The sequence below is a fragment of the Rhizobium sp. SRI_017 genome, assembly GCF_057586295.1.
Genome location: NZ_JBYCZP010000001.1, coordinates 468,408 through 494,741 on the forward strand (window position 1 = coordinate 468,408; position 26,334 = coordinate 494,741).

At 61.7% G+C, this 26,334-nt stretch carries 24 protein-coding genes, 1 tRNA gene and 1 pseudogene; 13 read left to right on the plus strand and 13 right to left on the minus strand.

Going from position 1 to position 26,334, the window contains the following annotated elements; genetic code table 11:
- Nucleotides 1-26 precede the first annotated feature (26 nt).
- From AC2YI2_RS02300 to AC2YI2_RS02310, 3 genes are all read left to right on the plus strand, one after another.
- A complete protein-coding gene (locus AC2YI2_RS02300) occupies nt 27-1,148 on the plus strand; it encodes a polysaccharide deacetylase family protein (protein WP_487384800.1) in 1,122 nt (373 codons plus the stop codon).
- A 252-nt stretch (nt 1,149-1,400) separates the two neighbouring features.
- Nucleotides 1,401-2,915 carry a lipopolysaccharide biosynthesis protein gene (locus tag AC2YI2_RS02305; RefSeq protein ID WP_487384801.1) on the plus strand — a complete coding sequence of 505 codons (1,515 nt, stop codon included), beginning with the start codon at nt 1,401-1,403 and terminating at the stop codon, nt 2,913-2,915.
- Entirely contained in the window at nt 2,912-4,738 is a 1,827-nt protein-coding gene (locus tag AC2YI2_RS02310) for a hypothetical protein (RefSeq protein ID WP_487384802.1), read from the plus strand. Before AC2YI2_RS02305 ends, AC2YI2_RS02310 begins: the two co-directional genes overlap by 4 nt.
- A 13-nt stretch (nt 4,739-4,751) precedes the next feature.
- On the opposite strand, the gene dnaJ is transcribed toward AC2YI2_RS02310, so the two are convergent.
- The 3 genes from dnaJ to AC2YI2_RS02325 form a co-directional block, all read right to left on the minus strand.
- Nucleotides 4,752-5,894, minus strand: a complete 1,143-nt coding sequence (gene dnaJ / locus AC2YI2_RS02315; protein WP_487384803.1) for a molecular chaperone DnaJ — start codon at nt 5,892-5,894, stop codon at nt 4,752-4,754.
- A 166-nt stretch (nt 5,895-6,060) separates the two neighbouring features.
- A complete protein-coding gene (gene dnaK / locus AC2YI2_RS02320) occupies nt 6,061-7,974 on the minus strand; it encodes a molecular chaperone DnaK (protein WP_487384804.1) in 1,914 nt (637 codons plus the stop codon).
- Nucleotides 7,975-8,228: 254 nt separating this feature from the next.
- Nucleotides 8,229-10,511, minus strand: coding sequence for a transglycosylase domain-containing protein (locus AC2YI2_RS02325; RefSeq protein ID WP_487384805.1), 2,283 nt, complete (start codon nt 10,509-10,511; stop codon nt 8,229-8,231).
- Between the two features lie 226 nt (nt 10,512-10,737).
- On the opposite strand from AC2YI2_RS02325, the gene AC2YI2_RS02330 reads away from it, so the two are divergent.
- Nucleotides 10,738-10,992, plus strand: a complete 255-nt coding sequence (locus AC2YI2_RS02330) for a hypothetical protein (protein WP_487384806.1) — start codon at nt 10,738-10,740, stop codon at nt 10,990-10,992.
- 123 nt (nt 10,993-11,115) lie between these two features.
- Here the strand turns inward: AC2YI2_RS02330 and AC2YI2_RS02335 are convergent, their stop codons facing one another.
- Nucleotides 11,116-12,501 carry a dipeptidase gene (locus AC2YI2_RS02335; RefSeq protein ID WP_487384807.1) on the minus strand — a complete coding sequence of 462 codons (1,386 nt, stop codon included), beginning with the start codon at nt 12,499-12,501 and terminating at the stop codon, nt 11,116-11,118.
- Between the two features lie 97 nt (nt 12,502-12,598).
- Nucleotides 12,599-12,997 carry a GFA family protein gene (locus tag AC2YI2_RS02340; protein WP_487384808.1) on the minus strand — a complete coding sequence of 133 codons (399 nt, stop codon included), beginning with the start codon at nt 12,995-12,997 and terminating at the stop codon, nt 12,599-12,601.
- 196 nt (nt 12,998-13,193) lie between these two features.
- Here AC2YI2_RS02340 and AC2YI2_RS02345 point away from each other — a divergent pair, with 196 nt between their 5' ends.
- From AC2YI2_RS02345 to AC2YI2_RS02370, 6 genes are all read left to right on the plus strand, one after another.
- Nucleotides 13,194-13,574, plus strand: a complete 381-nt coding sequence (locus tag AC2YI2_RS02345) for a methylglyoxal synthase (protein ID WP_487385277.1) — start codon at nt 13,194-13,196, stop codon at nt 13,572-13,574.
- Nucleotides 13,575-13,622: 48 nt separating this feature from the next.
- Nucleotides 13,623-14,642 carry a glucokinase gene (locus AC2YI2_RS02350; RefSeq protein ID WP_487384809.1) on the plus strand — a complete coding sequence of 340 codons (1,020 nt, stop codon included), beginning with the start codon at nt 13,623-13,625 and terminating at the stop codon, nt 14,640-14,642.
- A gap of 104 nt (nt 14,643-14,746) precedes the next feature.
- Nucleotides 14,747-16,477 (plus strand): ABC transporter ATP-binding protein, encoded by a 1,731-nt coding sequence (locus AC2YI2_RS02355; RefSeq protein WP_487385278.1) that lies wholly within the window; start codon nt 14,747-14,749, stop codon nt 16,475-16,477.
- 17 nt (nt 16,478-16,494) lie between these two features.
- Nucleotides 16,495-17,319: a 4-hydroxy-tetrahydrodipicolinate reductase gene (gene dapB / locus AC2YI2_RS02360; protein ID WP_487384810.1), complete on the plus strand. Its 825-nt coding sequence runs from the start codon at nt 16,495-16,497 to the stop codon at nt 17,317-17,319.
- 32 nt (nt 17,320-17,351) lie between these two features.
- Nucleotides 17,352-17,987 (plus strand): 2,3-bisphosphoglycerate-dependent phosphoglycerate mutase, encoded by a 636-nt coding sequence (locus AC2YI2_RS02365; protein ID WP_487384811.1) that lies wholly within the window; start codon nt 17,352-17,354, stop codon nt 17,985-17,987.
- A gap of 36 nt (nt 17,988-18,023) precedes the next feature.
- A complete protein-coding gene (locus AC2YI2_RS02370) occupies nt 18,024-18,893 on the plus strand; it encodes an aldose 1-epimerase family protein (protein WP_487384812.1) in 870 nt (289 codons plus the stop codon).
- A 9-nt stretch (nt 18,894-18,902) separates the two neighbouring features.
- Here AC2YI2_RS02370 and AC2YI2_RS02375 read toward each other — a convergent pair whose 3' ends face one another.
- Together AC2YI2_RS02375 and AC2YI2_RS02380 are read right to left on the minus strand one after the other, a co-directional pair.
- Complete coding sequence (locus AC2YI2_RS02375; RefSeq protein WP_487384813.1) at nt 18,903-19,778, minus strand: methylated-DNA--[protein]-cysteine S-methyltransferase; 876 nt, start codon at nt 19,776-19,778, stop codon at nt 18,903-18,905.
- 80 nt (nt 19,779-19,858) lie between these two features.
- Nucleotides 19,859-20,359, minus strand: a complete 501-nt coding sequence (locus tag AC2YI2_RS02380) for a DUF2244 domain-containing protein (protein ID WP_487384814.1) — start codon at nt 20,357-20,359, stop codon at nt 19,859-19,861.
- A gap of 43 nt (nt 20,360-20,402) precedes the next feature.
- Here AC2YI2_RS02380 and nth point away from each other — a divergent pair, with 43 nt between their 5' ends.
- Nucleotides 20,403-21,152 (plus strand): endonuclease III, encoded by a 750-nt coding sequence (gene nth / locus AC2YI2_RS02385; RefSeq protein WP_487384815.1) that lies wholly within the window; start codon nt 20,403-20,405, stop codon nt 21,150-21,152.
- Between the two features lie 16 nt (nt 21,153-21,168).
- Here nth and AC2YI2_RS02390 read toward each other — a convergent pair whose 3' ends face one another.
- Nucleotides 21,169-21,861 (minus strand): sulfate transporter family protein, encoded by a 693-nt coding sequence (locus AC2YI2_RS02390; RefSeq protein ID WP_487385279.1) that lies wholly within the window; start codon nt 21,859-21,861, stop codon nt 21,169-21,171.
- Nucleotides 21,862-21,981: 120 nt separating this feature from the next.
- Between AC2YI2_RS02390 and AC2YI2_RS02395 the strand changes: the two genes are divergently transcribed.
- A complete protein-coding gene (locus AC2YI2_RS02395) occupies nt 21,982-22,263 on the plus strand; it encodes an Rdx family protein (RefSeq protein ID WP_487384816.1) in 282 nt (93 codons plus the stop codon).
- A gap of 81 nt (nt 22,264-22,344) precedes the next feature.
- Here the strand turns inward: AC2YI2_RS02395 and AC2YI2_RS02400 are convergent, their stop codons facing one another.
- Both AC2YI2_RS02400 and AC2YI2_RS02405 read right to left on the minus strand, forming a co-directional pair.
- Nucleotides 22,345-22,728, minus strand: a complete 384-nt coding sequence (locus AC2YI2_RS02400; protein ID WP_487384817.1) for a BA14K family protein — start codon at nt 22,726-22,728, stop codon at nt 22,345-22,347.
- A 3-nt stretch (nt 22,729-22,731) separates the two neighbouring features.
- Nucleotides 22,732-22,944, minus strand: a complete 213-nt coding sequence (locus AC2YI2_RS02405) for a hypothetical protein (RefSeq protein ID WP_487384818.1) — start codon at nt 22,942-22,944, stop codon at nt 22,732-22,734.
- Nucleotides 22,945-23,107: 163 nt separating this feature from the next.
- Here AC2YI2_RS02405 and AC2YI2_RS02410 point away from each other — a divergent pair.
- Nucleotides 23,108-23,192, plus strand: a tRNA-Leu gene (locus tag AC2YI2_RS02410).
- Between the two features lie 124 nt (nt 23,193-23,316).
- Here AC2YI2_RS02410 and AC2YI2_RS02415 read toward each other — a convergent pair.
- The 3 genes and pseudogenes from AC2YI2_RS02415 to AC2YI2_RS02425 all read right to left on the minus strand — a co-directional run.
- Nucleotides 23,317-23,415: pseudogene (locus AC2YI2_RS02415) on the minus strand (inositol 2-dehydrogenase); the annotation flags it as partial.
- A 442-nt stretch (nt 23,416-23,857) separates the two neighbouring features.
- Nucleotides 23,858-25,699 carry an adenine deaminase gene (locus tag AC2YI2_RS02420; RefSeq protein ID WP_487385280.1) on the minus strand — a complete coding sequence of 614 codons (1,842 nt, stop codon included), beginning with the start codon at nt 25,697-25,699 and terminating at the stop codon, nt 23,858-23,860.
- 23 nt (nt 25,700-25,722) lie between these two features.
- Nucleotides 25,723-26,304 carry an AAA family ATPase gene (locus tag AC2YI2_RS02425; protein ID WP_487384819.1) on the minus strand — a complete coding sequence of 194 codons (582 nt, stop codon included), beginning with the start codon at nt 26,302-26,304 and terminating at the stop codon, nt 25,723-25,725.
- Nucleotides 26,305-26,334: the final 30 nt, after the last annotated feature.

Below are 26,334 nucleotides of genomic sequence, written 5' to 3' on the forward strand. Positions count from 1 at the left end.
GGTTACGAACTTGGGACGGGCTTGCCATGCCATCCTCCTTCTTGGCGGACAATCTTCGGAACTTGCTGCGCAATCTCCAACAGGACGGACCATCTGCGATACCGGGTCGGCTGGCCACGATCGCCAAAAGAAAGTCGGTTCGGCTTTTCGAAGAGATCGCATACCGCACACCCGTCGGCAACGCCCTGGGCCGGGCCTATCGCGGCGCAGGCATTGTCGTGATGTTCCACGAAGTCCATGCCGATGTCGATGCCGAACTCAGAACCGGCTGCGATGCAGCCCAGCTGGAGCGGATCATTCTCGCATTGCGGGCGGCAAATCGCGAAATCGTAACCATCGATGAGGGTCTCCGGCGCCTTGGCGATACCAGTTCAGAGCCATTCGCGCTCTTGACTTTCGATGACGCCTATCGCGACAACCTCACCAATGCCCTTCCCATATTGGAACGGCTCAATGCGCCAATGACGTTGTTTACACCGACAGGCATGATCACACGGGATGTCTATGCCTGGTGGCTCGCCCTTCGCGCCTGGATACTGCAAAGCGATTCCGTCGACATCGTGCCGATGGGCCGCCAGTTCGAATGCGCAGACCTGGCCAGCAAGCTCTCGACCATGCGGCACGTGACCTCCTGGATCGGCGAGAGCCAGGCGCATGCAGACAGCCTAGCGCCACTCTTCGAGGCCCAAGGCATCAGCATACCGGACCTTGTCAATCGCTATGCCATGACAGTAGACGAACTGCGCCAGATGGCCGGCCACCCGCTGGTGACGATCGGTGCGCACACCAAGAGCCATCGTTTCCTCACGAGTCTGACCGAGCAAGATCTGCTGGCGGAATTCGAAGGCAACAAGGCCTATCTCGAAGCTCTGCTCGACCGGCCGGTCGATTATCTCGCTTATCCCTACGGCACGCCCGGAGCATGCGGTGAGCGCGAGGCGGCTGCGGCGGCCAAGGCAGGCTTTCGCGCGAGCTTCACCACGCGGCACGGCCATCTCTTCCCCCAGCACCTCCAGCATCCGCAATTGTTGCCGCGCATCGATGTCGGCTACGCGCCGCAGAGCGCCGCGGCGCTCGCCACCCGCTTGAGCGGCCTGCACCGGGCCATGGCCACTGGCTTCGGTAACCCAATCGCCATACTGGCATAAATATCGTGCCAAAATGGGACCAAGCCCGGCGGTGTTGATACGGTTTTCGTATTTTTTCCGGCCAGTTACAGGCTCTTGGCGCCGGTAAAAGTTCGTTTAAGGAATTCGTAATAACATTGGTCGCAAGGCTTGCTGGTGAACGCAAAACACCGGCCGTCTCACGCGCCGGAAGCAGGTCATTTTTGATCGCGACCCAGGAAGCAATACAATGTCCAATCCGTGCCCTCGAGCTGATTTGAAGGGAGGCTAACCATGGCAAACCTGCTGACAGCCTCCGTCATCAGCACCATCTCGGGCGTAGTCTCCCTGGTGTTCGGCTTCGCGGCCAATGTTGCGGCCGCGCGCCTGCTGGGCGCGCATGGCACGGGCCTCGTTGCTTTCGCCATCTGGTTCGGCAGCACCGCAGCGACGGTTGCCGGGCTTGGCATTCAGAATACCCTGTTGCGCTACATGGGCGTGGCGGACGATGCCCCCACGGCCAACGGTCTCGCGCGCAAGCTGCTCAGGCCCTTCTCCATCGCGGCCTTCGCTGCGACATTCGGCATGCTTGCCTGGGCGAGTTATGAGTGGAGTACCGGCGACCGGGAAATGTGGGCGGTCTGGTGCGCGACGGCCGTCTTCTATCTGATCTTCGCCTTCTCATCCCTGTCGCTCGGCGCCGCGCGCGGTGTCCGCGATTTTTCCGGTTCGGCGCGTCAGGTCATGCAGGGCTGCCTGATGCAGTTGCCTGCGGTTTTTGTGGGCGCCTACTTGTTTGGACCGGCCGGCGCCATTCTCGGCCAGATGATGCGCTATCTCCCCTCGGCGCTCGCACTCCGGAAATATGTCTCCGGTCCGGCAGAGCCGTCGGTTTCCGTGACACCGGCCATGCGCGCTTTCGGCCGCAACACCTGGTTTTCCGCAACGATCGGCCTTTTCATCTGGACTCGCATCGAATTCGTCTTCCTGGCCTATAACCATGAGGTGGCCGATGTCGGCTTCTTCGCCGTCGGCATGACGCTGGCTGGCCTGGTCATCCAGTTGCCCGAGCAAATGTCAAACGCCCTGCTGCCCTATTTCGGCCGACACCACGACAATAACGACGTCGCGCAGCTCGAACGTTCCTACAAAAGGGCCAATCGCTGGGTTGGGCTTTTCGTGCTGCCAATCTGCTTCGGCGGGGCGGTGATCATGTCGGAATTGCTACCATTTCTTTTTGGCGCCGACTTTTCGGAGGCCGTGCCGTCGGCAACGATCCTCCTGGCAACCGCCAGCATAACTGCACTGACGATCCTTCCTTCGACCATGATCTCGGCGCGCGAACATAGCAACTTCTTCACCTGGGCAACGCCGGCTCTGGCGGTCCTGATGGTCATTCTGCTCGCACTCGTCGTTCCCTCGGGCGGTTCGGTCGGTGCCGCGATCGTCCGCGCGGTCATACACACTGCCTGGCTCGCGCTGCTGACCAACTATTGCTGGCGCAAGCTCTCCATGGCGCCACCGCTGCTGGATCTGATCAAGATCGCGCTGAGTGCCGCTATGTGCGCCTTGGTCGCCTATGTCGTGATGCAGGTGCTGGGCGGCGTCCTCGGAATGTTCGTCGCAGTCATCGCCGCGGGGCTGGCCTATCCGATCTGCCTTCGCCTGACCTCGGCCATACCGGCCGATGACGTCGAAATGCTGTCCTACAATCTTGGATCCGCCCTACCCGGCCCACTCGCCGCACTGGCGGTGAAGATCCTCCAGTTGATAACTCCACGCCGCAAGGGTGAGGTCAAAGCCGCATGACCACATTTGACTCCGAACCATTCATGATCCCCGTCAAGCTGGGCGACGGTTTCGGCCTGCTCCATCATGCCGCTTCGGCGCGACACGGCGGCACCGGCGTTGTGCTCTGCAGCGCCTGGGGCATCCATGAGCTTTCGTCCCGGAAGATGTTCTTCCAGATCGCCTCCCGTCTGGCAGCTGCGGGGATGTCGACAATCCGCTTCGACTATCCCGGCACCGCCGATGCCATTGCAGCTCCGGCCGATGGTCTGGAGGCTTGGATTGGCGCTGCTCTTGGTGCCGCCAACCGGTTGAAGGAGACCTGTGGCCTCGACAGGATCGTCTTTGCCGGCGTCGGGATCGGTGCGACAATCGCAATGCTCGCAGGCGCTCGGCGCCAGGATGTCGAGGGACTCGTTCTTGCTGCTCCCGTCATCAGCGGCCGGCGCTATTTGCGCGAAATCGCCCTTGCCGCAAACGTGGTCGATGAAGGGTTGGGCCTCAATGCAGATCAGCGACCCGCAGGAGTCTCGATCGGCGGGATCAACATGCCAGTCGCAGTCGCGGCTGAATTGAAGACGATTGATCTCATGACCGCCGAATTCGGAACACCTCTTCCGGCACTCGTGATCGGGAGACCTTCCCAGCCGCAGGATACAGCTCTCGCCGACCTGCTCGCGCGGCGCGGCGCGAAGGTCGATCGCGCCGACTTCGATCGTTACGACGAGGTGATGGACAACCCGACACTCGCGATACAGCCCGAGGAAATGATCGAGACCATCGTCCGGTGGTGCCGTGATCTGACTGCGACATCACCTGGCGTGGCTTCCCACTCCGTCGCGCCGCCCGAGCGCATTATGACTGAAGGCGAAGGCCACTGCGAGGAGCCGATCATATTCGGCCATGGTCTCTTCGGTGTCCTGACGCATCCTGTGCATAGGGCAGCCTCGCCAATCGTCGTCTTCCTCAATTCGGGCTACGATCACCATTCCGGCTGGGCCTATCAATGGACGCGCTCGGCGCAGGTGCTGGCCGACTCCGGCGTGGCGTCCTTGCGATTCGACATGGGCAATATCGGTGACAGCCGTCTGCGAACGGGCGCCCGGTCACAGGTGCTATACGACGACGGACAGCAGGCCGACATCCAGTCCGCGATCGATATGCTCGCCCAGCGTGGCGAGACCTCCATTGTCATTGTTGGCCGTTGCAGCGGCGCATTTGCCGCGCTGCATGCGACGCGGAGAGACAGCAGGATCACCGGCAGCGTTATCATCAATCCGTTGCGTTTCATCTGGGACGCTGGCGAGGATGTCGAAGTGGCAATCCGGGTCGGTCCGCGCTCAATTGCAACCTATCGCCACCTCGCCGTGAGCGCCCGGACCTTCGAACGCATCCTGGCGGGCGAAGTCGATGTGATAGGCGTGGCGAAGAGCCTGGGAACCCAGTTCTACCGGCGCCTTGTCAATCGGGTCGCGCCAGTCATGGGATCGCTCTCGAAGGTCACCCGCCTGCGCCGGCAGTGCCGGGCGATGATGGACGACATCAACGCGCGGGGCACTGCGATACGCTTCATCTGCAGCGAACGCGATGTGAGCCTCGAGCAGATGGCGTTTTATTTCGGTCGCGACTTCCGCGGCCTGCGGCGTTTCAAAGATGCGTCTCTGACGCGCCTGCAGGATGCCGACCACAACATAACGCCGGCAGCGGCACATGAAGCGGTCGTCAATGTCATCCGCGAAACGGCGCTGAAGTTGCCGGTGCCGGTCCTGCAGTCGCTTCAGACGACATCGAAAGTCGAGAGCGCAGGACACTACCCTCTTGCTGCCCAGAGGGCCCGGGCTTAATCGGTCAGCGGCATCAATCGCTCAGCGTATCGAAGAAATCCTTCATCTTGGCGAAGAAACCGGTCGATTCCGGGTTGTTCTCCTTGGATGAAAGCTTCTGGAACTCTTCTAGCAATTCGCGCTGGCGCTTGGTGAGCTTCTGTGGAGTCTCTACCGCGATCTGGACGTAAAGGTCGCCCTGCTGATGCGAGCGCAGCACCGGCATGCCCTTAGCCTTGAGCCGGAACTGCTTGCCGGTTGGCGTACCCTCGGGCACAGTCACGCGCGACTTGGTCCCGTCGAGCGTCGAAATCTCGAACTTGCCGCCCAAAGCCGCCGTCACCATCGGGATGGTGATCATGCAATAGAGATCGGCGCCGTCGCGCTTGTAGAACGAGTGCGGCTTGACCGACATGAAGATGTAGAGGTCGCCCGACGGGCCACCACGCAGGCCGGCCTCGCCCTCGCCCTGCAGGCGGATGCGGGTGCCGTCCTCGATGCCGGCGGGGATGTTAACCTGGAGCGAACGCTCCTCGGTCACGCGACCCTGGCCGTGGCACTTGGTGCAGGGATCGGAGATCGTCTGGCCGCGCCCCTGGCAGGTCGGGCAGGTACGCTCGATCGAGAAGAACCCTTGGGTGGCACGGACCCGGCCCGAGCCGTGACAGGTGGCGCAGCTTGTCGGCTTGGTGCCCGGCTTGGCGCCGGAGCCCGAACAGACGTCGCAAGTGATCGACGACGGCACGCGAATCTGCGCGACCTTGCCGGAATAGGCCTCCTCAAGGGAGATTTCCATGTTGTAGCGGAGGTCTTCGCCGCGTTCGCGACCCTGGCTCGCACCGGCACCGCCGCGTCGGCGGCCGCCCATCATCTCGCCGAAAATGTCCTCGAATATGTCGGAGAACCCGCCGGCATTCTGGAAGCCGCCCCCGGGGCCGGCGCCGCCACCCTGCTCGAAAGCAGCATGGCCGAACCGATCGTAGGCGGCGCGCTTCTGCGGATCCTTGAGGAACTCGTAGGCCTCGTTGATTTCCTTGAACTTCTTCTCGGCGGAGGCATCGCCCGGATTCTTGTCGGGATGCCATTTCATAGCAAGCTTGCGGAAGGCGCCCTTGAGCTCCTTTTCATCCGCGGTCTTGCTCACTCCGAGCGTTTCATAGAAATCAGGTTTCGCCATTTTTCCTTAACCGACGCGAAATACGCGAGTACATTGAATTTTGCGCGTCTCACCTTCGGCCATTGGCCTTCTCCCGGATTATCGGCAGGCAATGCGGCACGGAAGGAGAGATTGGGTGAATTGAGAAGGCCTGCAAGAGACTTGCAGGCCTATTCGATGAGAGCGCTTAGGCCGACTTTTTCTTGTCGTCGCTGACATCTTCGAAGTCGGCATCGACGACGTTGTCGTCATCCGCCGGCCCATCACCCTCGGCAGCGCCACCCTCGGCCTGCTGGGACTCATACATAGCCTGACCAAGCTTCATGGAGGCTTCCATCAGCGTCTGGGTCTTGGCCTTGATGTCGTCGGCGTCGATGTCCGAAGACTCGGTCGCAGCCTTCAGGGCTTCGATCGCGGTCGTGATCGCATCGCGGTCGGCCTGGCTGACCTTGTCGCCGAAGTCCTTGAGCGACTTCTCGGTCGAATGAACAAGGCTTTCGGCCTGGTTCTTGGCTTCGACGCCCTCGCGACGCTTCTTATCGGACTCGGCATTGGCCTCGGCGTCCTTGACCATCTTCTCGATCTCGGAATCGGATAGACCGCCCGAAGCCTGAATGCGGATCTGATGCTCCTTGCCGGTGCCCTTGTCCTTGGCCGAAACCTGGACGATACCGTTGGCGTCGATGTCGAAGGTCACTTCGATCTGCGGCACGCCGCGCGGTGCGGGCGGGATGCCGACGAGGTCGAACTGGCCGAGCAGCTTGTTGTCCTGGGCCATTTCGCGCTCGCCCTGGGCGACGCGGATGGTGACCGCTTGCTGCGCGTCTTCGGCGGTCGAGAAGATCTGGCTCTTCTTGGTCGGGATCGTCGTGTTGCGGTCGATCAGGCGGGTGAACACACCGCCGAGCGTCTCGATACCGAGCGACAGCGGGGTCACGTCGAGCAGCAGCACGTCCTTGACGTCGCCCTGCAGAACGCCGGCCTGGATGGCGGCGCCCATGGCGACGACTTCATCCGGGTTGACGCCCTTGTGGGGTTCCTTGCCGAAGAGCTGCTTGACGACTTCCTGCACCTTGGGCATGCGGCTCATGCCGCCGACGAGGACGACTTCGTCGATCTCGCCAGCCGTGATGCCAGCATCCTTGAGCGCTGCCTTGCAGGGTGCCACAGTGCGCTGCACGAGGTCGTCGACCAGGCTTTCGAACTTGGAGCGGGTCAGCTTCATCGTCAGGTGCTTCGGACCGGTCGCATCGGCCGTGATGAACGGCAGGTTGATTTCGGTCTGCTGCGAGGACGAGAGCTCGATCTTGGCCTTTTCGGCAGCTTCCTTGAGGCGCTGCAGAGCGAGCTTGTCGTTCTTGAGCTCGATGCCCTGCTCCTTCTTGAACTCGGCCGCGAGATACTCGACGAGGCGCATGTCGAAGTCTTCACCGCCGAGGAAGGTGTCACCGTTGGTCGATTTCACTTCGAAGACGCCGTCCCCGATTTCGAGAACCGAGATATCGAAGGTACCACCGCCCAAGTCGTAGACCGCAATCGTCTTGCCGTCGCGCTTGTCCATGCCATAGGCAAGGGCAGCTGCGGTGGGCTCGTTGATGATGCGGAGCACTTCGAGGCCGGCGATCTTGCCGGCATCCTTGGTGGCCTGACGCTGGGCGTCGTTGAAGTAGGCCGGAACCGTGATGACGGCCTTTTCGACCTTTTCGCCAAGATAGGCTTCCGCGGTTTCCTTCATCTTCTGAAGGATCATCGCGGAGATCTGCGACGGCGAATAGCCGGTGCCGCGGGCCTCGACCCAGGCATCGCCATTGCCGGCCTTGACGATCTTGTAGGGGACCAGCGCCTTATCCTTCTCGACAGTCGGATCCTCGTGGCGGCGGCCGATCAGGCGCTTGACCGCGAAAACGGTATTTTCAGGATTGGTGACGGCCTGGCGCTTGGCCGGCTGGCCTACGAGACGCTCGCCATCTTCCGTAAACGCCACCATGGAAGGGGTGGTGCGGGCGCCTTCGGAGTTTTCGATCACCTTGGCGTCCTTGCCGTCCATCACGGCTACGCAGGAGTTCGTCGTTCCGAGGTCGATACCAATAACTTTTGCCATTCTACTTCTCTCCTTTTAGCAGGCTGCCTGGACCCGGTAACCGGCATTCCCTGGCAACCCCCGTTTGGATGGTTTCACTCAAGGTGCCTGAACGTCATGCTGTTCAAGCCGATGCGGGGTATATAAGGAGGCCGGTTTTTCTCTGCAAGGCAGAACAAGCGGCCGAGGCGCTCAAAATTCACCGTTTCGTGACAGAAAATCAGGTCCGCGCAAGCAAAAGTCGCCTCGGGGACGGTGTCGGGCTGCTACAGGCCTCAATTGCCCATGAGCACGTCGAGCAGAGTGGAGTTGGCCTTGCGCTTGTTCTGGGTAGCGCCTGTGGTCTCGCCGACGTCCGCAGGCGGCACGAGACCGTCGCTGTTCGCCTGTTCTTCCTGGCGAATGACATCATCGACATCGGCGGGCGGCAGCACGGCTTCGTCGGCCGGGCGCTCGTCCGGGACCACGCTGTTGGGCTTCTTTTCCACCTTCTTCGCCGGCTTGTCCTCGCCGAGCGCGTGGCTGATCATGTCAAAGAGCGTGTCCTGGCTTTGATCGCTGTTGGGCGCGGCATCGACCGAGAGATCCTGCGCAGGCGCAGTATAGGTGCCGAGGCCGAAGAGCGGCGCAGGCGTCAGGCCCTCATGCGCCGCGATCATGAACTGGCTCCAGGCCTTCGACGGCAGGCCGCCGCCGGTGACCTTCTTCATCGAATCACCATTGTCGTTGCCGAACCAGACGCCGGCAACGATATTGGCGGTGTAGCCGACGAAGAGCGCGTCGCGGAAGGACTGTGTCGTGCCGGTCTTGCCAGCCACCTGCCAGCCGGGCAGCTTGGCATTCTTGCCTGTGCCGCGGTTTATCACGCCGGCCATCATCTGGTTCATCATCGCCGCGATCTTCTCAGAGACCACGCGCGGCGGGGCGTCGTAGGTGTTCTCGTAGAGCACCTTGCCGGAGACCGTGGTGACGCGCCTGATGACATGCGCGGTCGCCTTGTAGCCGCCATTCATGAACGGTGCATAAGCGGATGTCAGCTCGACCAGCGAAACCTCGGACGTACCGAGCGCGATCGAGGCATTCTCCTGCATGTCCGTGTCGATGCCCATGCGGTGGGCGACCTTGATGACATTCTGCGGGCCGGCTTCCATGACGAGCTGGGCGGCGATGGTATTGAGCGACTGAGCGAGTGCGCTCGCAACAGTCACGTTGCCGCGATACTTGTTGTCGTAGTTGTCAGGCGTCCATTTGCCGATCCTGACTGGCGCGTCGTTGCGGATCGAATCGGGGCGCACGCCCTGTTCGAGGGCAGCCGCATAGACGAAGGGCTTGAAGGCCGAACCCGGCTGGCGCTTGGCCTTGAAAGCGCGGTTGAACTGGCTTGCGGCATAATCGCGGCCGCCGACCAGCGCGCGAATGGCACCGGTGCCGTCGATCGCGACCAGCGCCGCCTGGCTGGCATTGAGCTTCTTGCCTTCCTTTTCGAGCGTATCCTTGATCGCCTTCTCGGCCGCCTTTTCCAGCGTGCGGTCGATGGTGGTGTCGACGATCACGTCTTCCTTGACCTCGCCGATCAGCGCCGGGAGTTCGTCCATCACCATGTCGGCGGCGTAGTGTTCGGCGCCCGACCAGTAGCTCTTCGCCTTCTGCGGCTTCTTCTCGACCGCGGCCACGAGCTCTTCCTTGGAAATGTAGCCTTCGTCCTCCATAGCCGCGAGCACCAGCTTGGCGCGTTCCATCGCACCTTCCGGGTTCTTGGCGGGAGACAGTGCCGAGGGCGCCTTGAGGAGGCCTGCGAGAATCGCGGCTTCGGTGAGCGTCACGTCACGCGCCGACTTGTTGAAATAGCGACGCGAGGCGGCCTCGACACCATAGGAATTGGAGCCGAAGAAGACCCGGTTCAGGTACATTGCAAGGATCTGGTCCTTGGAATATTTGCTCTCCAGCCAGAAGGCGAGCAACACTTCCTGCACCTTGCGCTCCAGCGTCCGGTCGGGCGTCAGGAACATGTTCTTGGCGAGCTGCTGGGTGATGGTCGAGCCGCCCTGCACCATTCGGCCGGACATGGCGTTGCGCAGCATGGCGCGGGTGAACCCGATCGGGTCGAAGCCGAAATGCGAATAGTAGCGCCGGTCTTCGATCGCCATCACGGCGAGCGGTATATAGGGCGACATGGAATCGAGCGGTATCGCCTCGCCGCCGGTCGAGCCTCGGTTGGCGAGTAGCTCGCCATTGACGTCGACGATCTTGATGTTCGGCGGCCGATCGGGCATCGCCCAACTCTCGGCGCTCGGCATCTTGGCGCCATAATAGGCGACAAGCCCGGCGACACCCAATCCGCCCCACAGGCAGAGAACGAGGCACCAGTAGATCGCCCGGCGGATGAAGCCGAAGAAACCACCGCCGGAGCTGCGGCCTCGGGAGCGCGAAGACGCCTTGGATTTGCTGGAACGGCCGGAGCGGTCGCGTGGATCGGCCCGCAGCTCGCTATCGCGGCCGCGCTTACTTCCTTCGAAAGAAGGCTCGATCCTCGTCCTAGACCGCGATTTACCCGCCATTCCGCCGCTTTTCCATTTTGTCCGATATCCCCCGCGTCGTTCCGGGTGAACTTTAAATGTGGCCGTTTAAAGGGTCGTTAAGGCTACCGGCTTTCCCGGAACTGATGATGTCAAACCCTCAACTTTTCGTGAGTCGGCGCGCTTTTTTCATACGCTTTTGTGAACCTTTCCGAATCCGAGGGGTTGGGCAGCAGGTCCTGTAGAGGCCGAATTGAAGGAGAAGATAATGTCCAAGATGATCAAGACTTCGCTTGTCGCACTTTCCATCCTTGCCGGCGCTTCCGTCGGTTACGCAGCCGACAACAACGGCGGCCGGTCCGACTTCAGCCGCGACGGCCGACCGGAAAACCGCATCGACACACCTGATATCTGGGAAGGTGACCAACTGGTCGACCCGAACTCCACCGGCTCGATCCAGGGCTGCGAATCCCAGTCTTTTGACGAGTTCGGCAACTGCATCGTTGATCCCAACATGCAGTAAACTTGGGCATCACATTCTGTGAGCCCGACAGCGCGGATGAAGCGGGTCATGAGATCCCGCCCAGGAAGCATTCAGCCCCTCGGCGCATGACGCCGGGGGCTGTTCATTGTCACGGGTGGAGGCTCAAGGCTTCAAGGCATCGATGATCCTGATCCAGGAGCGGATGCCCTTGTGGAAGGAATCGAGATTGTATTTCTCGTTCGGCGAATGGATGCGGTCGTCCGAAAGCGCGAAACCGACCAGCAGTGTTTCCATGCCGAGCATCTTCTGGAAATCGCCAGCAATGGGGATCGATCCGCCCATGCCGATCATGACGGCCGCCTTCGGCCATTCGTCGGAGAGTGCGTTTCTGGCCTTATTGAGCAACGTCGAATCGTAGGGAAGCTGGATCGCGGGCGAGCCACCGTGCTTGTGGAACTCGACGCGGCAATCGGCCGGCAGCCTTGCCTGCACGTAAGCACGGAACGCTTCCCGCACCTTGTCCGGATTCTGCTTACCCACAAGGCGGAACGAGACTTTCGCGGATGCCTCGGCGGGGATGACGGTCTTGAAACCTTCGCCGGTATAGCCACCCCAGATGCCGTTGACCTCGGCGGTCGGGCGAGCCCAGGTCAGTTCCATGACGCTGCGGCCTTTTTCGCCCGAGGGGATGGACAGGCCGATCTCACCGAGGAATTTCTCGGTGGTCATGCCCAGCGTTTCCCAGGATGCCTTGATCTGGGAGGGCGTTTCCTCGACGCCTTCGTAGAAACCTTCCAGCGTCACCGTGCCGGTTTCATCATGCAGGCCGGCAAGAATGTCGCTCAGGATATGGATCGGATTGGCGGCCGCGCCACCGAAATAGCCGGAATGCAGATCCCGATCGGCGGCCTTGATGGTAATTTCCTCGCCGACAAGGCCACGCAAGCCGGCCGAAATGGCGGGCGTCTCGCTGTCCCACATCGAGGTGTCGCAGATGAGGGCAAAATCGGCCGTCAATTCCTTGGCATTGGCTTCGAGGAAGGGCTTGAGCGACGGCGAGCCGGACTCCTCCTCGCCTTCGAACAGCACGGTCACCCGCACAGGCAGGGCGCCATGCACTTCCTTGTAAGCGCGGCAGGCTTCGACGAAGGTGAGCAACTGGCCCTTGTCGTCTGACGTACCGCGGCCGGTGATGACCTTCTTGCCGCCCTGCTCACGGATCGTGGGCTCGAAGGGATCGAAGTCCCAGAGGTTGAGCGGATCGACGGGCTGGACGTCGTAGTGGCCATAGAACAGGACATGCGGCGCATTCTCGGTCGCGGCCGCATGATGGCCGACGACCATCGGATGGCCGGCGGTATCCCGCACCGCGGCTTCGAAACCCAGTGTCTCCAAATAGTCGACGAGCCATTGGGCGGCAGCACGGCACTCGGCCTTGTAGGCCATGTCGGTGGAGATCGACTTGATGCGGCAGAGCGCGAACATCCTGTCCAGGCTTGATTCGAGATTGGAATCGGCTTTCGAGAGTACGGCCTCGATTTCGCTCATGTGATATCCTCCATGCTGACGACCGAATGAATATGCGGGTCATGCAGGCGCCCGCGGCGAATCTAACCGCCGTTCTTACAGAAGGTTCGGGCCATGTCTATGATTTGACAGGATGGGCTTCGAACTGCTTGGCGCCATCGCAAATCTCATACCAGTCCGGCTTTTCGGCGACAAATTCATGAAACAGGTTGCGTATGCCCGGATCGTCATCGAGGCAATTTGCGGCGATCGGGAATGTTTCCTCGGCAGAATCGATCTCGCCCAGCGCTGTTCCGCATTTCCGGCAGAAGCAGCGCGCATAGAGGTAAGGGGCTTCCGGCTCGTATCGTGAAACAAACTCCTTCCCCTGCACCCAGCGCAATGACGCCTTGCTCACGAAGACGAATGTACTCGCGCCAACCTTGCGGCAACGCGAACAATGACATGTCCCCATCATTGTCGGCATGGACAACAGCTCGAACTGGATAGCCTCGCAGCAGCAACTTCCCTTGATCATCAGCGTCTCCCTCATCAGGGCCAGCAATTTAGTTCATGATTTGTTCTTTTCAATCTCTTTTTTAGCGCCATGTCCGGTTGGGAAGTCGCGCGGAGCCAAAGTCCTTGTTGAACGACACGAAAATTCGTCTATAGCGCCTTGATAGGCAGCAGGCATTTGCGGCAGGTTCGGTCGCAAAGCGGGATGGAGGCATGGTCTGACCGAGCGAAAAACCATCGCACTGATCGCACATGATCAGAAGAAGGACGACATGGCCGAGTTTGCCGCCGCACATAGGCAGGCGCTCTCGGACTACGATCTCGTCGCGACTGGCACGACCGGCGGGCGGATCATGGAGGCTGTACCGTCATTGAAGGTCGTCAGGATGAAGAGCGGTCCGCTCGGAGGCGACCAGCAGATCGGCGCCATGATCGCCGAAGGCAGGGTGTCGATGCTTATCTTCTTCACCGATCCATTGACACCGATGCCGCATGATGTCGATGTGAAGGCGCTGACCCGGCTCGCGACTGTTTATGACATACCGATGGCGCTCAACCGTGCCACCGCGGAGATGCTGATCGCGCCTGACCAAGATTGACTGGCCAGGCGTGACACGAACGACAAGAACATGCAGGGCAGGACACCGATGGCCAGCACGAACCACGATCGCTTTCCGTTTCCGATCCTGATCGGCGACATCGGCGGCACCAATGCCCGCTTCGCGCTGCTTGATGAGAATTCCACGGCGATGGGCGATGTCACAATCGTCCTGACTGCGAACTATCCGACCATAGATGAGGCGATCGAAGGCGCGGTGTTGTCCAAGGCCGAAATCAAGCCGCGCTCAACCATCCTCGCGGTCGCCGGCCCGATCAATGGTGACGAAATTCCGCTGACCAATTGCCCATGGGTCGTCCGCCCGAACGACCTGCTCGCCCATCTCGGCTTCGAGGACGTGGTCGTGATCAACGATTTCGAGGCGCAGGCACTGGCGGTCGCGACGCTCGATGGCGAAAACCAGATCCAGATTGGCCGCGGCACGGTCAAGCCCAACCATTCGAAGGTCGTGCTGGGGCCGGGTACCGGGCTCGGTGTCGCAGGCCTCGTCCACGCGCTCGATGCCTGGATCCCGGTCCCGGGCGAAGGTGGTCACGTCGATCTCGGCCCTCGCTCGGCCCGTGACCTCGAAATCTTCCCACATATCGAGCGTATCGAGGGCCGCGTATCGGCCGAACAGATTCTTTGCGGACGCGGCCTGCTTGGGCTCTATGCGGCGATTTGCACCACCGATGGCGTGACGCCAACGCTCGCGACGCCGGCCGATGTGTCCAACACGGGTCTCTCGGGCGAAAACAAGCAGGCCGAGGAAGCCGTGAACCTCTTTGCCGTCTATCTCGGCAGGGTCGCGGGCGACATGGCCGTGGTCTTCAATGCCAAGGGCGGCGTCTATCTCGGCGGCGGCATCCCGCAGCGGATCCTGGCCGCGCTGCAAAAGCCGGAATTCCGCGAAGCCTTCGAGGACAAGGCGCCGCATCGCGAGATGATGTCGCATATCCCGACCTTCGTCGTCACCCATCCGCTCGCAGCGCTTGCCGGCCTGTCGGCCTATGCCCGCATGCCCGGCGATTTCGGCGTCGCGACCGACGGCCGCCGCTGGCGGAAATGACTGTTCAAAGCCATCCCCAGCCGCTATGAGCCTGCCCATCAAGATCAGGATGGCTGCTGTTGAGCGCTGACGAGACGATAAAGCCGAAAGAGGACCGGGCCGCGATGTGGCCGGTGATCAAGCGCCTGTTCATGGAGAACGCGCGCGATCACGTCGGCAAATATGCCGCCGCCATCGCCTGCCTCGTCACTGTTGCGCTCGCCACCGCCTTCACCGCCTGGGTGATGGAATCGGTTATCAACGAGGCCTTCACCAACAAGCGCGTCGGCCTCGTCATCTGGATCTGCATCGCAATCTTCGTCGCCTTCGCGATCAAGGGTTTTGCATCCTACGGGCAGTCCGTGCTGCTCAACAAGATCGGCAATGCGATCGTCGCGCGATACCAGAAGCGGCTCTATGCGCATCTGATGGCACTGAATCTCGGCTATTTCTCGGATGCCCGCTCGGCCCAGATCGCGGCGACCGCGACGCAGAACGTGAACGGCATCCGCGAGACGATGAGCCTCGCTGTCACGTCAGTGGCGCGCGATGCGGTGACCTTCGTGGCGCTGGTCGGCGTCATGATCGCAAAGGACTGGCTGCTGACGCTGCTGGTGGCCCTCACTGCGCCGCCGATGCTGCTGGCGGTGCGCTATCTCGCCCAGAGAGTCCGCAGTGCGACACGGGAATCCGTGGAATACAACTCCCATGTCAGCGGCGTGATGCAGGAGACGATCCAGGGTCTGATGATCGTAAAGGCCTTCACGATGGAAGACCAGTTGCGCGAACGGATGGACGGCCTGATCGACACATCCGAAAGACGGGCGAACAAGATCATCCGTCTCTCGGAACGCACCTCGCCGATCACGGAGAGTTTTGCCGGCGCCGCGATCGCCGCCGTCATCGGTTATGCGGCCTGGCAGTCGATCTATGCGAACCAATTGCCTGGCGCCTTCATCTCCTTCATTGCCGCGATGCTGCTGGCCTACGATCCGGCGCGGCGGCTCGCCAAGCTGCAGGTGCAGCTCGAAAAGGCCTATGTGAACGCGAAGATGATCTTCGATATTCTCGACACGCCGGTGCCGATGCGCGAGGCGCCGGATGCCAAGCCGCTGGTCGTGACCGAGGGTCGCATCGAGTTCCGGAACGTGAACTTCGCCTATCGCAACGAACCGATCCTGAAGGGCATGAGCTTTGTCGCGGAGGGCGGCAAGTCGACCGCCATTGCAGGGCCTTCCGGCGCGGGCAAGTCGACAATCATCAGCCTGATCCCCCGCTTCTACGACCCGGAGCCGGGCGAGATCCTGGTCGACGGTCAGGACATCCGCAACGTCACCAAGAAGTCGCTGCGCGAGAAGCTCGCCTTCGTCTCCCAGACCGCCGTGATGTTCGAGGGTACAGTGCGCGATAACATCCGCTACGGCCGGCCCGGCGCCACCGATGCCGAGATCGAGGAAGCCGCGCGGCAGGCCTATGCGCATGACTTCATCCTCGGCCTGCCCGATGGCTATGACACCGCGGTCGGCGAGAACGGGCTGAACCTCTCCGGTGGTCAGCGCCAGCGCCTGTCGATCGCGCGTGCACTGGTGCGCAATGCGCCAATTCTGCTGCTCGACGAGGCTACATCAGCGCTCGACTCCGAGTCCGAAGCAGCCGTCCAGAAGGCGATCCAGCATGCCATGCACGGTCGCACCGTGGTGGTGATCGCCCACCGGCTCTCGACCATTTCAGAGGCCGACAAGATCATCGTCATGGAAGACGGACGGATCGTCGAGGAAGGCACGCACGAAATGCTTGCGCAGGAGGAAGCGGGACTCTACGCTCGCCTCAACCGCCTGCAAATACGGGAAAAATAGGCGCGGATGGGTGCGAGATGACGGACAAGGACATGAAGATGGTGGTCGTGGCCGGCGCCGCTGGGCGCATGGGCCAGACGCTGCTCAGGATGATCCACACGGCCGAGGGAATGAAGATCCATGCCGCGCTGGAACGCGAGGGGGCACCGGCTCTCGGCAAGGACGCGGGCGAGATCGCCGGCATCGGTCACATCGGCGTGCCGATCACCAGCGACCCGCTGCAGGCGTTCCTGCATGCCGACGCCGTCATCGACTTCACCTCACCCGCCTCGACCGTGGAATTCGCCGGTTTGGCTGCGCAGGCCCGTATCGTCCATATCATCGGCACGACCGGCTGCTCGCCTGACGACATTGCCAAGATCAAGGCTGCCGGCCGTCATGCGCGCATCGTGATGTCGGGCAATATGAGCCTCGGCGTCAATCTGCTTGGCGTGCTGGTGCGGCAGGCAGCCCAGGCGCTCGCCGCCAAGGGTTGGGATATCGAGGTGCTGGAAATGCACCACAACAAGAAGGTCGATGCACCCTCGGGCACGGCGCTGCTGCTCGGCAAGGAAGCCGCCAAGGGACGCGGCATCGATCTTGCCGATCATTCGGTTCGTGTCCGGGATGGCCATACCGGAGCCCGCGAAGAAGGCACGATCGGTTTTGCGACGCTGCGGGGCGGCGGGGTGATCGGCGATCATCAGGTGATCTTCGCTAATGACGCTGAAATGATCACGCTATCGCACCGGGCCAATGACCGGTCGCTGTTCGCCCAGGGGGCGCTCGCCGCGGCCCGCTGGGCCTTCGACAAGAAGCCGGGTTTCTACGACATGCTCGACGTGCTCGGGTTCGACAAGTAATCACTGACAAGCGATCAAACGGAGATGAAGCGATGAGCGGTACGCTGGTGCTGGTCCGGCACGGACAGAGCGAATGGAACCTCAAGAACCTGTTCACCGGCTGGAAGGATCCTGACCTGACCGAACTCGGCATCGAGGAAGCCAAGACCGGCGGCCAGGCGCTGAAGGACTATGGAATCAAGTTCGACATTGCCTTCACTTCGGTCCTGAAGCGGGCGCAGAACACGCTGACAATCGTCCTCGACCAGATCGGCCAACAGGGCCTCGAAACCATCCGCGACCAGGCGCTCAACGAGCGCGACTATGGCGACCTGTCCGGTCTCAACAAGGACGATGCCCGCGCCAAATGGGGCGAAGAACAGGTGCATATCTGGCGCCGCTCCTACGACATCCCGCCGCCGGGCGGCGAGAGTCTGCGCGACACCGGCGCCCGCGTCTGGCCCTATTACCTGACCGACATCCTGCCGCGCGTGCTGGCCGGCCAGAACGTGCTCGTCGCGGCCCATGGCAACTCGCTCCGCTCGCTGGTGATGGTCCTCGACCGGCTCTCCAAGGAGCAGATCCTCGCGCTCAACCTCGCGACCGGCGTGCCGATGGTCTACAAGCTCAAGGCAGATTCGACGGTGGCTTCGAAGGAAGTGCTGGGGGATATGTCTGGCGCGCACTAAGCGGCCGGACAAAGCCAATCTCGATGGAGGCATGGAATGCCGGACCTCGTACGCATCGAAAGTGACAAGCTTGCCGTCGAGGTCTCCTCGCTCGGCGCAGAGATGCAGTCGCTCGCGACGCGCGACGGGCGGTCCTGGGGTTGGAACGGCGATCCGGCCTTCTGGGCCGGACGTTCGCCGATCCTGTTTCCGATCGTCGGCAAGGCCGCCGATAACAAGGTGCTCGTCGATGGTCAGGCTTATGAGATGCAACAGCATGGCCTTGCGCGGCGGAGCGAGTTCCGGCTCGCCGAGACCAGCGCAACTTCGTGCCTGCATGAGCTGGTCTCATCCGAGGCGAGCAAGGCTGCCTATCCCTTCGATTTCCGGCTGACGCTGCTCCATGCCGTCGAGGGCCTGTGCCTGAAGGTGACGGCCGACGTGACCAACACCAGCGCCAAGCCCCTGCCCTTCGGGCTCGGCTTCCACCCGGCCTTCGCCTGGCCATTGCCGGGCGCCGAGGGACGCGAGCACTTCGTGCAGCTCGACAATGGCGGGGAACCAAAGCTGTCGCGGATCGACGGCGGCTTGCGGAAGCCGGGACTGTTGCCTTCTCCCTTCAGCAAGGGGCGGCTCACGCTCGAGCATGGCCATTTCGTGGACGATGCCATGATCTTCCCTGAAGGCGCTGGACCTGGGCTCACCTACGCCGCCACCGGCGGGCCGAGCCTGCATTTCGCCTTCGATAACCTGCCCAACCTGGCGCTCTGGACGAAGCCCGGCGCGCCATTCCTCTGCGTCGAGCCCTGGCATGGCACCGCGCCTGAGGTCGGTGCATCAGCGGAGATTGCGGAACGGCCTTATTCGCTGACGCTAGCGCCGGGTGCTTCGGCCAAATTTGGCTTCACCGTCGAGATCTCGGGCTAGCGGGAAGACTCAGGCCTTCGCCGCTTCCCAGCCGAGCATTGCCCGCTTGCGGGTGAGACCCCAGTGGTAGCCGGTCAGCGCACCGGACTTGCCGATCGCGCGATGGCACGGCACCACAAACGAAACTGGATTGCGCCCGACGGCAGCGCCGACGGCGCGGGACGCCTTGGGCGCGCCGATGCGATTCGCGAGATCGGAATAGGTGCAGAGCCGGCCGATTGGGATTTCCAGCAGCTGCTCCCAGACGCGGATCTGGAAATCCGTGCCGATCATGACCACACGCAGCGGCTCGGACGGGTTCCAGCGCGTGGGGTCGAAGATGCGAATGGCATAGGACCGGGTTGCTTCGACATCTTGGACATAGCGCGCACCGGGCCAGCGATCAGTCATGTCGCGCAACGCCTCCGGCTCCGCCGCCTCATCGTCGGCGAAAGCGAGGCCGCAGAGGCCGCGGTCGGTGATCATGACCAGTGCCCGGCCGAAGAGCGAATCGTGGAAGCCATAGCGGATTTCGAGACCGACGCCGCCGGTCTTCCATTCTCCGGGCGACATCGCCTCATGCGTCACGAACAGATCGTGCAGCCGGCCGGGGCTCGACAGGCCGAGCTCGTAGCTCGTCTCAAGCAGCGGCATGTTCTCTTCGCGCAGCAGGCGCTTGGCGTGGTCGATGGTCACGGCCTGCAGAAAGGCCTTGGGCGACAGACCAGCCCAGCGGGTGAACGTCTTCTGCAGTTCCGTCGGGTCCTGGCCGATCTTGCGCGCGATCGCTTCGAGCGACGGCTGCGCCTGATAGTCCTCGGTGAGCAGCGCTATGACATCCGACACCGTCCGATAGTCGGAGCCGACGGGCGTGATGTCCTTGGTGAGCTTGATTTCCATATTCATCTTTCGGATCCTCCATTTTGCAGAAGAATCGCATGCAAGAGGCAATGCAGCCACCCGAAACGTGGGGCTTCTGCTACCGCTCAGAGTCTCCGCTTGACGCTGGCGAGCGCCGCAGTGAAAGCCCGAGCGAAGCTTTCCCGATCATCGGGGTTGAGGAAGCTGCCGAGCACCGTGCGCCGCCCTTCCCCCGTCACTGCCATGCCGGTAATGCCGAATTCATGGTGCCTGTCGACCTGGAACTTCGCCCAGAACGGATTGTAGCGGCTGACCTTCGCCCGGCCCGAAGGTGCGACCTTGCGGATTTCGAGTTTGGTGCGCGAGACGAGAACCTCTTCGCGGACCCGCGCCGCGCGGTAGTTCAGATAGAAGGCGCCATAGAGCAGCACGACATCAAGACCGAAGAACATCGCCACCGGCAGCGCATCGGCGACGAGGAAGAAAATCACGTTGAACACGGTGATCGCAAGTGTGATTGCGACCAGGATGATGAAGCCTGTCCGTCCGAGCGAACGGTACGGCGTCAGCACCGCGTTGAACACCGGCTCGCTGTTGATCGCGCTCGAATCGTCCATTATCGTCATGCCGATGTCTTTCTCGCCGGGCATCGAAGCCTACAGGAATTCCATGACAAAGCGCAAGATCGAGCCCGACCCGCGCCCCGCGGCAAAGAAACCCGCGCGCAAGACGTTCCGATGTCCGTACAGTGCCGCCGAGATCGACGAGATCTTCCGGCGTTTCTCGATCCAGCGGCCCGAGCCAAAGGGTGAGCTCCATCACACCAATCCCTTCACGCTGGTTGTTGCCGTGGCGCTCTCGGCGCAGGCGACGGATGTCGGCGTGAACAAGGCAACCCGGCCGCTCTTCGCCATTGCCGATTCGCCGGAGAAAATGCTCGAGCTCGGCGAGGAAAAGGTCCGCGACTACATCAAGACGATCGGGCTCTATCGCAACAAGGCGAAGAACGTCATTCTCCTATCCGAGAGGCTGCTCCGCGATTTCGGCGGCGAGGTGCCCAAGACACGGGAAGAGCTGGTGACGCTACCCGGCGTGGGGCGGAAGACCGCCAATGTGGTACTTTCCATGGCCTTCGGCATTCCGGCCCTGGCTGTGGATACCCACATCTTCCGCATTGGCAACCGTCTGAAGATCGCGCCCGGCAAGACGCCTGACGAAGTCGAGGAAAATTTCCTCCGCATCATTCCGGAGAACTATCTCTATCACGCCCATCACTGGCTGATCCTGCACGGGCGCTATACCTGCAAGGCGCGGCGCCCCGAATGCGAGCACTGCGTTATCGCTGATCTCTGCAAGTCGCCGGACAAGACCTCTGATGTTCCGGCCGAACTGGTGGAACTGCCGCAGCAGGTGATCTGATCAGCCTGTCATCTGTTTAATGCGGTGTCTGCATCGCCGGCTGCCCGGCCTCCTGCCGCATCAGCGCCTTCACATAATGTACCATGAAGATGGCAGCGAAGAGCGGTGTCAGGATATTGAGCAGCGGCACCATCAGGAAGAGACCGATGGCAAGGCCCGCAAGCCAGACCCGGCCCTGATTGCGGCTGCGCCAGGCCCGCGCCCGCTCGGGACCGAGATAGCGGCCGGCAGCGAACTCAAAAAATTCCCGGCCGAGCAGATAGCCGTTGACCACGAAGAAGATGACGATGTTCACACCCGGCACCAGCAGGAAAATCAGGGCCACGAGGTTCGCGGCAATCACGACCAGGAAGAAACGCAGGCTCGACAGGATCGATTGTCCGACCGGCAGCGCCTGTCCCGGGGCATCGGCCGGATAGCTCGCTTTCTCGACACTGTCAGCTGCATCATCGAGGAAGAGGCCGGCAATGATGGCACTGACAGGGGCAATCAGGAAAGCGACGCCGGCGGCGATGCCCAGCGCCGAGATGATGCCGATGACCACATCGAACCAGCCCGACCATTCCCCCATATTGGGCAACCAGCCTTCGAAATAGGGCATCGCGTAGTCGAGGAAGAGAAGACGCAGCGCGTACCAGAGTGCCGCAAGGAACAGCAGCGTCAGCCCGATCACCTTCCAGAAGACGCCGCGGATCGGCGCGGAGAACAGATCGCCAAAGGCTCGGGTCGCGGTGGCTAAGATCATCGGCAAGTCCCCTTCATGTCCGGAAACTATGTCGGTTCGCCAAGACCGCTTTGCAACCCCGCGGGCTTGATGCTACCTCAGGGCATGACCGACAAGCCGCGCATCACGATCCTCTACTGCACCCAATGCAACTGGCTGCTCCGCGCCGGCTGGATGGCGCAGGAACTGCTCTCGACCTTCGGCGACACGCTCGGCGAGGTCGGCCTTATTCCCGGGACCGGCGGCAATTTCGAGATCAGGGTCAATGGCGAACTGATCTGGGAGCGCAAGCGCGACGGCGGTTTTCCGGGGCCGAAGGAACTCAAGCAACGCGTGCGGAACATCATAGAGCCCGACCGCGATCTTGGTCATATTGACAGGCACTGAACGCCGTCGAGAAAATCAAACAAAGAAAAAGGCAGGGCCACGGCCCTGCCTTCGATCTCACTGCTTGCTTGCGCCTTCCGATCAACGGAAGGGCGAGTTGCAGCGACGCTCTTCGCCGTCATAGGTGATGAACGTATCCGTATCCCGATCGTAGGACTGATAGTTGTTCATGCACCAACGGACGTGGCGGCTGCCCGAGCGAACGACATAGCGCGGAGCCGGGCGGATGATGACGCGCGGGGCAATCCAAACGCGACGCGGACGCACCCAGATACGGGCGCGCGGACGCCAAGCGCGGCGATAGCCGCAACGCCACCGGCCGCACCAACGGGCCTGCTGGACGTCGGAAGCCTTTTCCGCCTTGGCGGGAGCGTTGGTGACGGGCATCGCTTCCGCAATGGTGAGCGGAACAATCGATGCAACGACCAATGCGCCGGCAACGACAATTCTACGAATCCTGGACATTTTTTATCCTCTCTTGTTCAAAAGAGCCTGCAAGCTCTCCAAGTGTCCCTTGCGCAAAACGGTTTGCCGTTCGTTATTATTCGCTTTTATAAGCACGGGAATGCTCAAGTTTGCAACTTCAAAATCCGAGTTGCTGGCCAGCGCATCCGTTCGTCGGTTACCAATTGCTTTCATTGAGGCAAAATAGCGGAAAGTTTTGAACTTCGCTTTGATCAAGATCAAACATGCTTTTCGACAGGCAATGTTTGGCGCGAGGCCGTGCAACCTTCGTCACATCGAAGGTTGCACGGCAAAGGAATCCCTGCCGGTGAACTCTCCACGCGAATTTTGAAAAACCCAGTTGACATCACCCGCCCACCCCCTTACATGCACCGTCGCTGCCCAGATGGCGGAATTGGTAGACGCGCAGGTTTCAGGTATCTGTGCCGCGAGGCGTGGAGGTTCGAGTCCTCTTCTGGGCACCATTCCCCTTTCAAGTGATTGACTTGATTGGTAAATCCTGAAAATCAATCACGTACATGCTGACGCTGGTACAAACCTTTGGTACAAAGGCAGGGTCACTGTCGGCATCGTTGTGCAGGACCAGCATGCCATATCGAAATCATGGATCATCATATCACGGAACAATCCGCCGGATACCTTCACATAGGAAACCGGCGGCGGCGCGGGATCGAAGGATGTGACCGTTCAATGAGATCTTCGCAGCGAGCGAGCTTCATGCCCGCGAAGTCTGCGTGTCGACGGCGTGCTGGTCGCTGCTTCACGGGATGACCATGTTGTCGATCGACGGCCTGCTGCTGCCCGAGAAGGTCGGCGTCGAGCCGCTAAAAGCTGCATTCGGGACGCTCATGGAGGGAATCGCGAGTGCGTGAGAGGATCTGAAACGCCCGATCTTCCGTGACCGTCAGGGCCTCTCTGGACACAAACGGGCCGCAAGGCCTGCAAGCGGCATAGGCGAAATCCACGAGGAACATTTGTGACCGTTGCACTTTGACTTTACGGTGCCCGTGCTCCTGCAGATCGATCGAACTGCCAGCTATCAACCACACAATTTCGATTGGCTTTGGGGATTTGAATCGTCGCAGCAGGCGTGTTTCGTGCTTCCCGTTGCTCAATGTCGGCTTCAGGATTACCAGACGACGGGATGCGTCTCTCCGGTGCCGACATTGACGAAGCCTTCCGGCGCCAGCGGACTGGGCGCGACGAGCACCCAGGTCCATGGCGAACAGGTGAGTGTGGCGAACATCAGTCTTTCCGGAAAACCGGGATACCAGCGCGGCCGAAACGTCGGTTCATACATCCATGCAACCTTCTCGGCGGCGCGATAGAGCGCTTGCATCTCCGCGTCGAGGTCTTCGGCCGGTCGGCATGACATCAGCCCACCGATCTCGAAACGGACAGTTGCGGCCAGTTCGCCATGATGCACCAGCGCCCAGCCACCCTGCTGATCGACAAGCGCATTGACCGCCTTCGCCATCGCGGCGTCGGACGATCCGCAAACCCAGATATTGTGCTTGTCATGCGCCACCGAACAGGCGAGCGCCGTCTCCGGATCGGCGGGTCCGCAGCCGCGCCAGAACATCTTCGACACCTTGCCTTCGCCGGAAAAGCGGTCGACGATCGCGAACTTCGTCAGGTTTTCGCTCGCGAGGCGCTGGACCGCGCCGTCGGCCACCGGCAGTTCCATCGTGTAGAAGTCCGGGTGCCAGTGGAAGGGCCGCACCACGGCGGCATTCATCGTCTCCCGCCCCGGAGCGGCGGCAATCCGGAAGTCCTCCGCCTCGATCCGGCGCTGGATGTTGACCGTCCGCCGCGCCCAGCCCGGCCAGTCGATATCAGGCACCTCCGCCGTATAGCGTCCGCGCTCCGCCACTTTGCGGCCATCGGCCCACACTTGGGCAATCCCAACGCCGGGCACGTCGTCCAGCAGCACGACATCGGCGAAACGCCCCGGCGCTATCGACCCGACATAGGGCGTCAAGCGCATGTGACGCGCGGGATTGATGGTGACGCATTGGAAGGCGATTTCGGGGGCGAGCCCCGCCTGGATCGCCGTCCGGACATTGTGATCGGTCGCTCCATCCCGCATTGTATGGGAGGCGCTTCGGTCATCGGTCGTGAACGCGATCTGCGACCAGTCCTGAAGTCCCTTGTCCAGCAGGAAGCGGACAATCTCTTCCATATTGTAGACGCGGATTTCGACGAAAAGGCCGTGGCGCAGCTTGTCCCAGGTCTCCTCCGGCGTCTGCACCTCGTGATCGGACGCCAGGCCCGCCGCTGCGAAGGCATTGATCTCGGCCATGGAGCGCAGGCCTGCGCCATGTCCCTCGACCACGCCCCGATTGGCCATCGTCGCGCCGATCATGCCCCAGAGCCGGTCATGGGACGGATTTTCCGGGTTCCACACCGCCGGCCAGTCCATGACCTCGTCGAGACCTGGAACCATGACGCTTTGCCGCATGAAACGGTCCTGCTCGTCATGGCCAAACCACCCACCACCCCATTCATAGGCCGTCGGCGGCACCGCCGAGCCCGGCTGCGGGAAGATCTTGAGCGGAGACCCATGCTCGCGCGCCTTGAACCAGAATTCGAGATTGTGCGCGCCATCGACATTGGAAAACTCGTGGCTCGCCTCGCAGGTCCAGGTATTGCCCTTCGGCAGGACCAGCGCCGCCTCCCATTCCGGTGTCAGATGCGAGCTTTCGATATGTTTGTGCACCTCGCCAAAGCCGGGGACCGCCGACAGCTCTGGTTCGTGAGCCCGCTCGGCGACCTCGCCCTCATAGGCGCCCGCCGGCCCGACCCAGGCGATGCGCCTGCCGCGGATGACGATTTCCTGGTCCTCGAGCCAGGTCCGCGTGCCGACATCGAGAAGCCTTCCGACGCGGAGCGCCCGATCGGCCTTTCGCTTGCCGAGTGCGGTCAGCACGAGGTCCTGGCGGATGGCAACCTCGTCCCTGCCGTTGAGCATGAGATCGTCGGGAAGGGGCTTGTTCACGTGAGCCTTCCGTCGTCCAGCGCCTTAATGATCCATTCGCGGTACTTGGTCTCGCGGTTCGGGATCTCGTTGGCAACGCGCGAGGCTTCCTCCATGAAGAAGCGATAGTCCCTGCCCATTTGCTGACCCTTCAGCGTGTGCATGTCCAGGGCGACATCCGGAATTTCCGGGAGGTTCTCGCCGAGGGTCACGCTGCGCATCGCCCAGTTCACCATGTCGTCGCTCGTCCGGTCCTTGGCACTGCCGGCAAGGACACGGATCGCATGCGCGGCGAACAGGAAGCGGTCGCCGCGCGGACGTTCGTAACGAAAATGCTGCTGGTAAAGCGTCTCGATGAGCACCGGCGCATTGAAATTGCCGGCGCCGATGTCCTCGACGGCCATCACCACGAGGCGCGACCACATCATCTCTTCCATCTCCGGGCTGGTGATGAACATCTCCCAGCCCAGCAGGAGCACATTGTCGACCAGCCCACGCCTGACGCTTTTCTGCAGCGCGGAGATCACGTCATCGGCGGCAAAGCCGTGCGCGGTCGTCGTTCTCTGCCACGGGTCGTCCGGTTGCTCTACCTTGATCATCGAATCTCTCCTGACATCCAAACAACAATC

What these genes read in the sequence shown, in the direction of transcription:
- AC2YI2_RS02330 (WP_487384806.1), top strand. Translation starts at nt 10,738, where the DNA reads ATGTCCAAGATGATCAAGACTTCGCTTGTCGCACTTTCCATCCTTGCC.
- AC2YI2_RS02305 (WP_487384801.1), top strand. Translation starts at nt 1,401, where the DNA reads ATGGCAAACCTGCTGACAGCCTCCGTCATCAGCACCATCTCGGGCGTA.
- AC2YI2_RS02370 (WP_487384812.1), top strand. Translation starts at nt 18,024, where the DNA reads ATGCCGGACCTCGTACGCATCGAAAGTGACAAGCTTGCCGTCGAGGTC.
- AC2YI2_RS02310 (WP_487384802.1), top strand. Translation starts at nt 2,912, where the DNA reads ATGACCACATTTGACTCCGAACCATTCATGATCCCCGTCAAGCTGGGC.
- AC2YI2_RS02365 (WP_487384811.1), top strand. Translation starts at nt 17,352, where the DNA reads ATGAGCGGTACGCTGGTGCTGGTCCGGCACGGACAGAGCGAATGGAAC.
- AC2YI2_RS02350 (WP_487384809.1), top strand. Translation starts at nt 13,623, where the DNA reads ATGGCCAGCACGAACCACGATCGCTTTCCGTTTCCGATCCTGATCGGC.
- AC2YI2_RS02420 (WP_487385280.1), bottom strand. Translation starts at nt 25,699, where the DNA reads ATGCTCAACGGCAGGGACGAGGTTGCCATCCGCCAGGACCTCGTGCTG.
- AC2YI2_RS02355 (WP_487385278.1), top strand. Translation starts at nt 14,747, where the DNA reads ATGTGGCCGGTGATCAAGCGCCTGTTCATGGAGAACGCGCGCGATCAC.
- AC2YI2_RS02325 (WP_487384805.1), bottom strand. Translation starts at nt 10,511, where the DNA reads ATGGCGGGTAAATCGCGGTCTAGGACGAGGATCGAGCCTTCTTTCGAA.
- dnaK (WP_487384804.1), bottom strand. Translation starts at nt 7,974, where the DNA reads ATGGCAAAAGTTATTGGTATCGACCTCGGAACGACGAACTCCTGCGTA.
- AC2YI2_RS02375 (WP_487384813.1), bottom strand. Translation starts at nt 19,778, where the DNA reads ATGAATATGGAAATCAAGCTCACCAAGGACATCACGCCCGTCGGCTCC.
- AC2YI2_RS02400 (WP_487384817.1), bottom strand. Translation starts at nt 22,728, where the DNA reads ATGTCCAGGATTCGTAGAATTGTCGTTGCCGGCGCATTGGTCGTTGCA.
- AC2YI2_RS02335 (WP_487384807.1), bottom strand. Translation starts at nt 12,501, where the DNA reads ATGAGCGAAATCGAGGCCGTACTCTCGAAAGCCGATTCCAATCTCGAA.
- AC2YI2_RS02300 (WP_487384800.1), top strand. Translation starts at nt 27, where the DNA reads ATGCCATCCTCCTTCTTGGCGGACAATCTTCGGAACTTGCTGCGCAAT.
- AC2YI2_RS02380 (WP_487384814.1), bottom strand. Translation starts at nt 20,359, where the DNA reads ATGACGATAATGGACGATTCGAGCGCGATCAACAGCGAGCCGGTGTTC.
- AC2YI2_RS02340 (WP_487384808.1), bottom strand. Translation starts at nt 12,997, where the DNA reads ATGATCAAGGGAAGTTGCTGCTGCGAGGCTATCCAGTTCGAGCTGTTG.
- dnaJ (WP_487384803.1), bottom strand. Translation starts at nt 5,894, where the DNA reads ATGGCGAAACCTGATTTCTATGAAACGCTCGGAGTGAGCAAGACCGCG.
- nth (WP_487384815.1), top strand. Translation starts at nt 20,403, where the DNA reads ATGACAAAGCGCAAGATCGAGCCCGACCCGCGCCCCGCGGCAAAGAAA.
- AC2YI2_RS02425 (WP_487384819.1), bottom strand. Translation starts at nt 26,304, where the DNA reads ATGATCAAGGTAGAGCAACCGGACGACCCGTGGCAGAGAACGACGACC.
- AC2YI2_RS02395 (WP_487384816.1), top strand. Translation starts at nt 21,982, where the DNA reads ATGACCGACAAGCCGCGCATCACGATCCTCTACTGCACCCAATGCAAC.
- dapB (WP_487384810.1), top strand. Translation starts at nt 16,495, where the DNA reads ATGACGGACAAGGACATGAAGATGGTGGTCGTGGCCGGCGCCGCTGGG.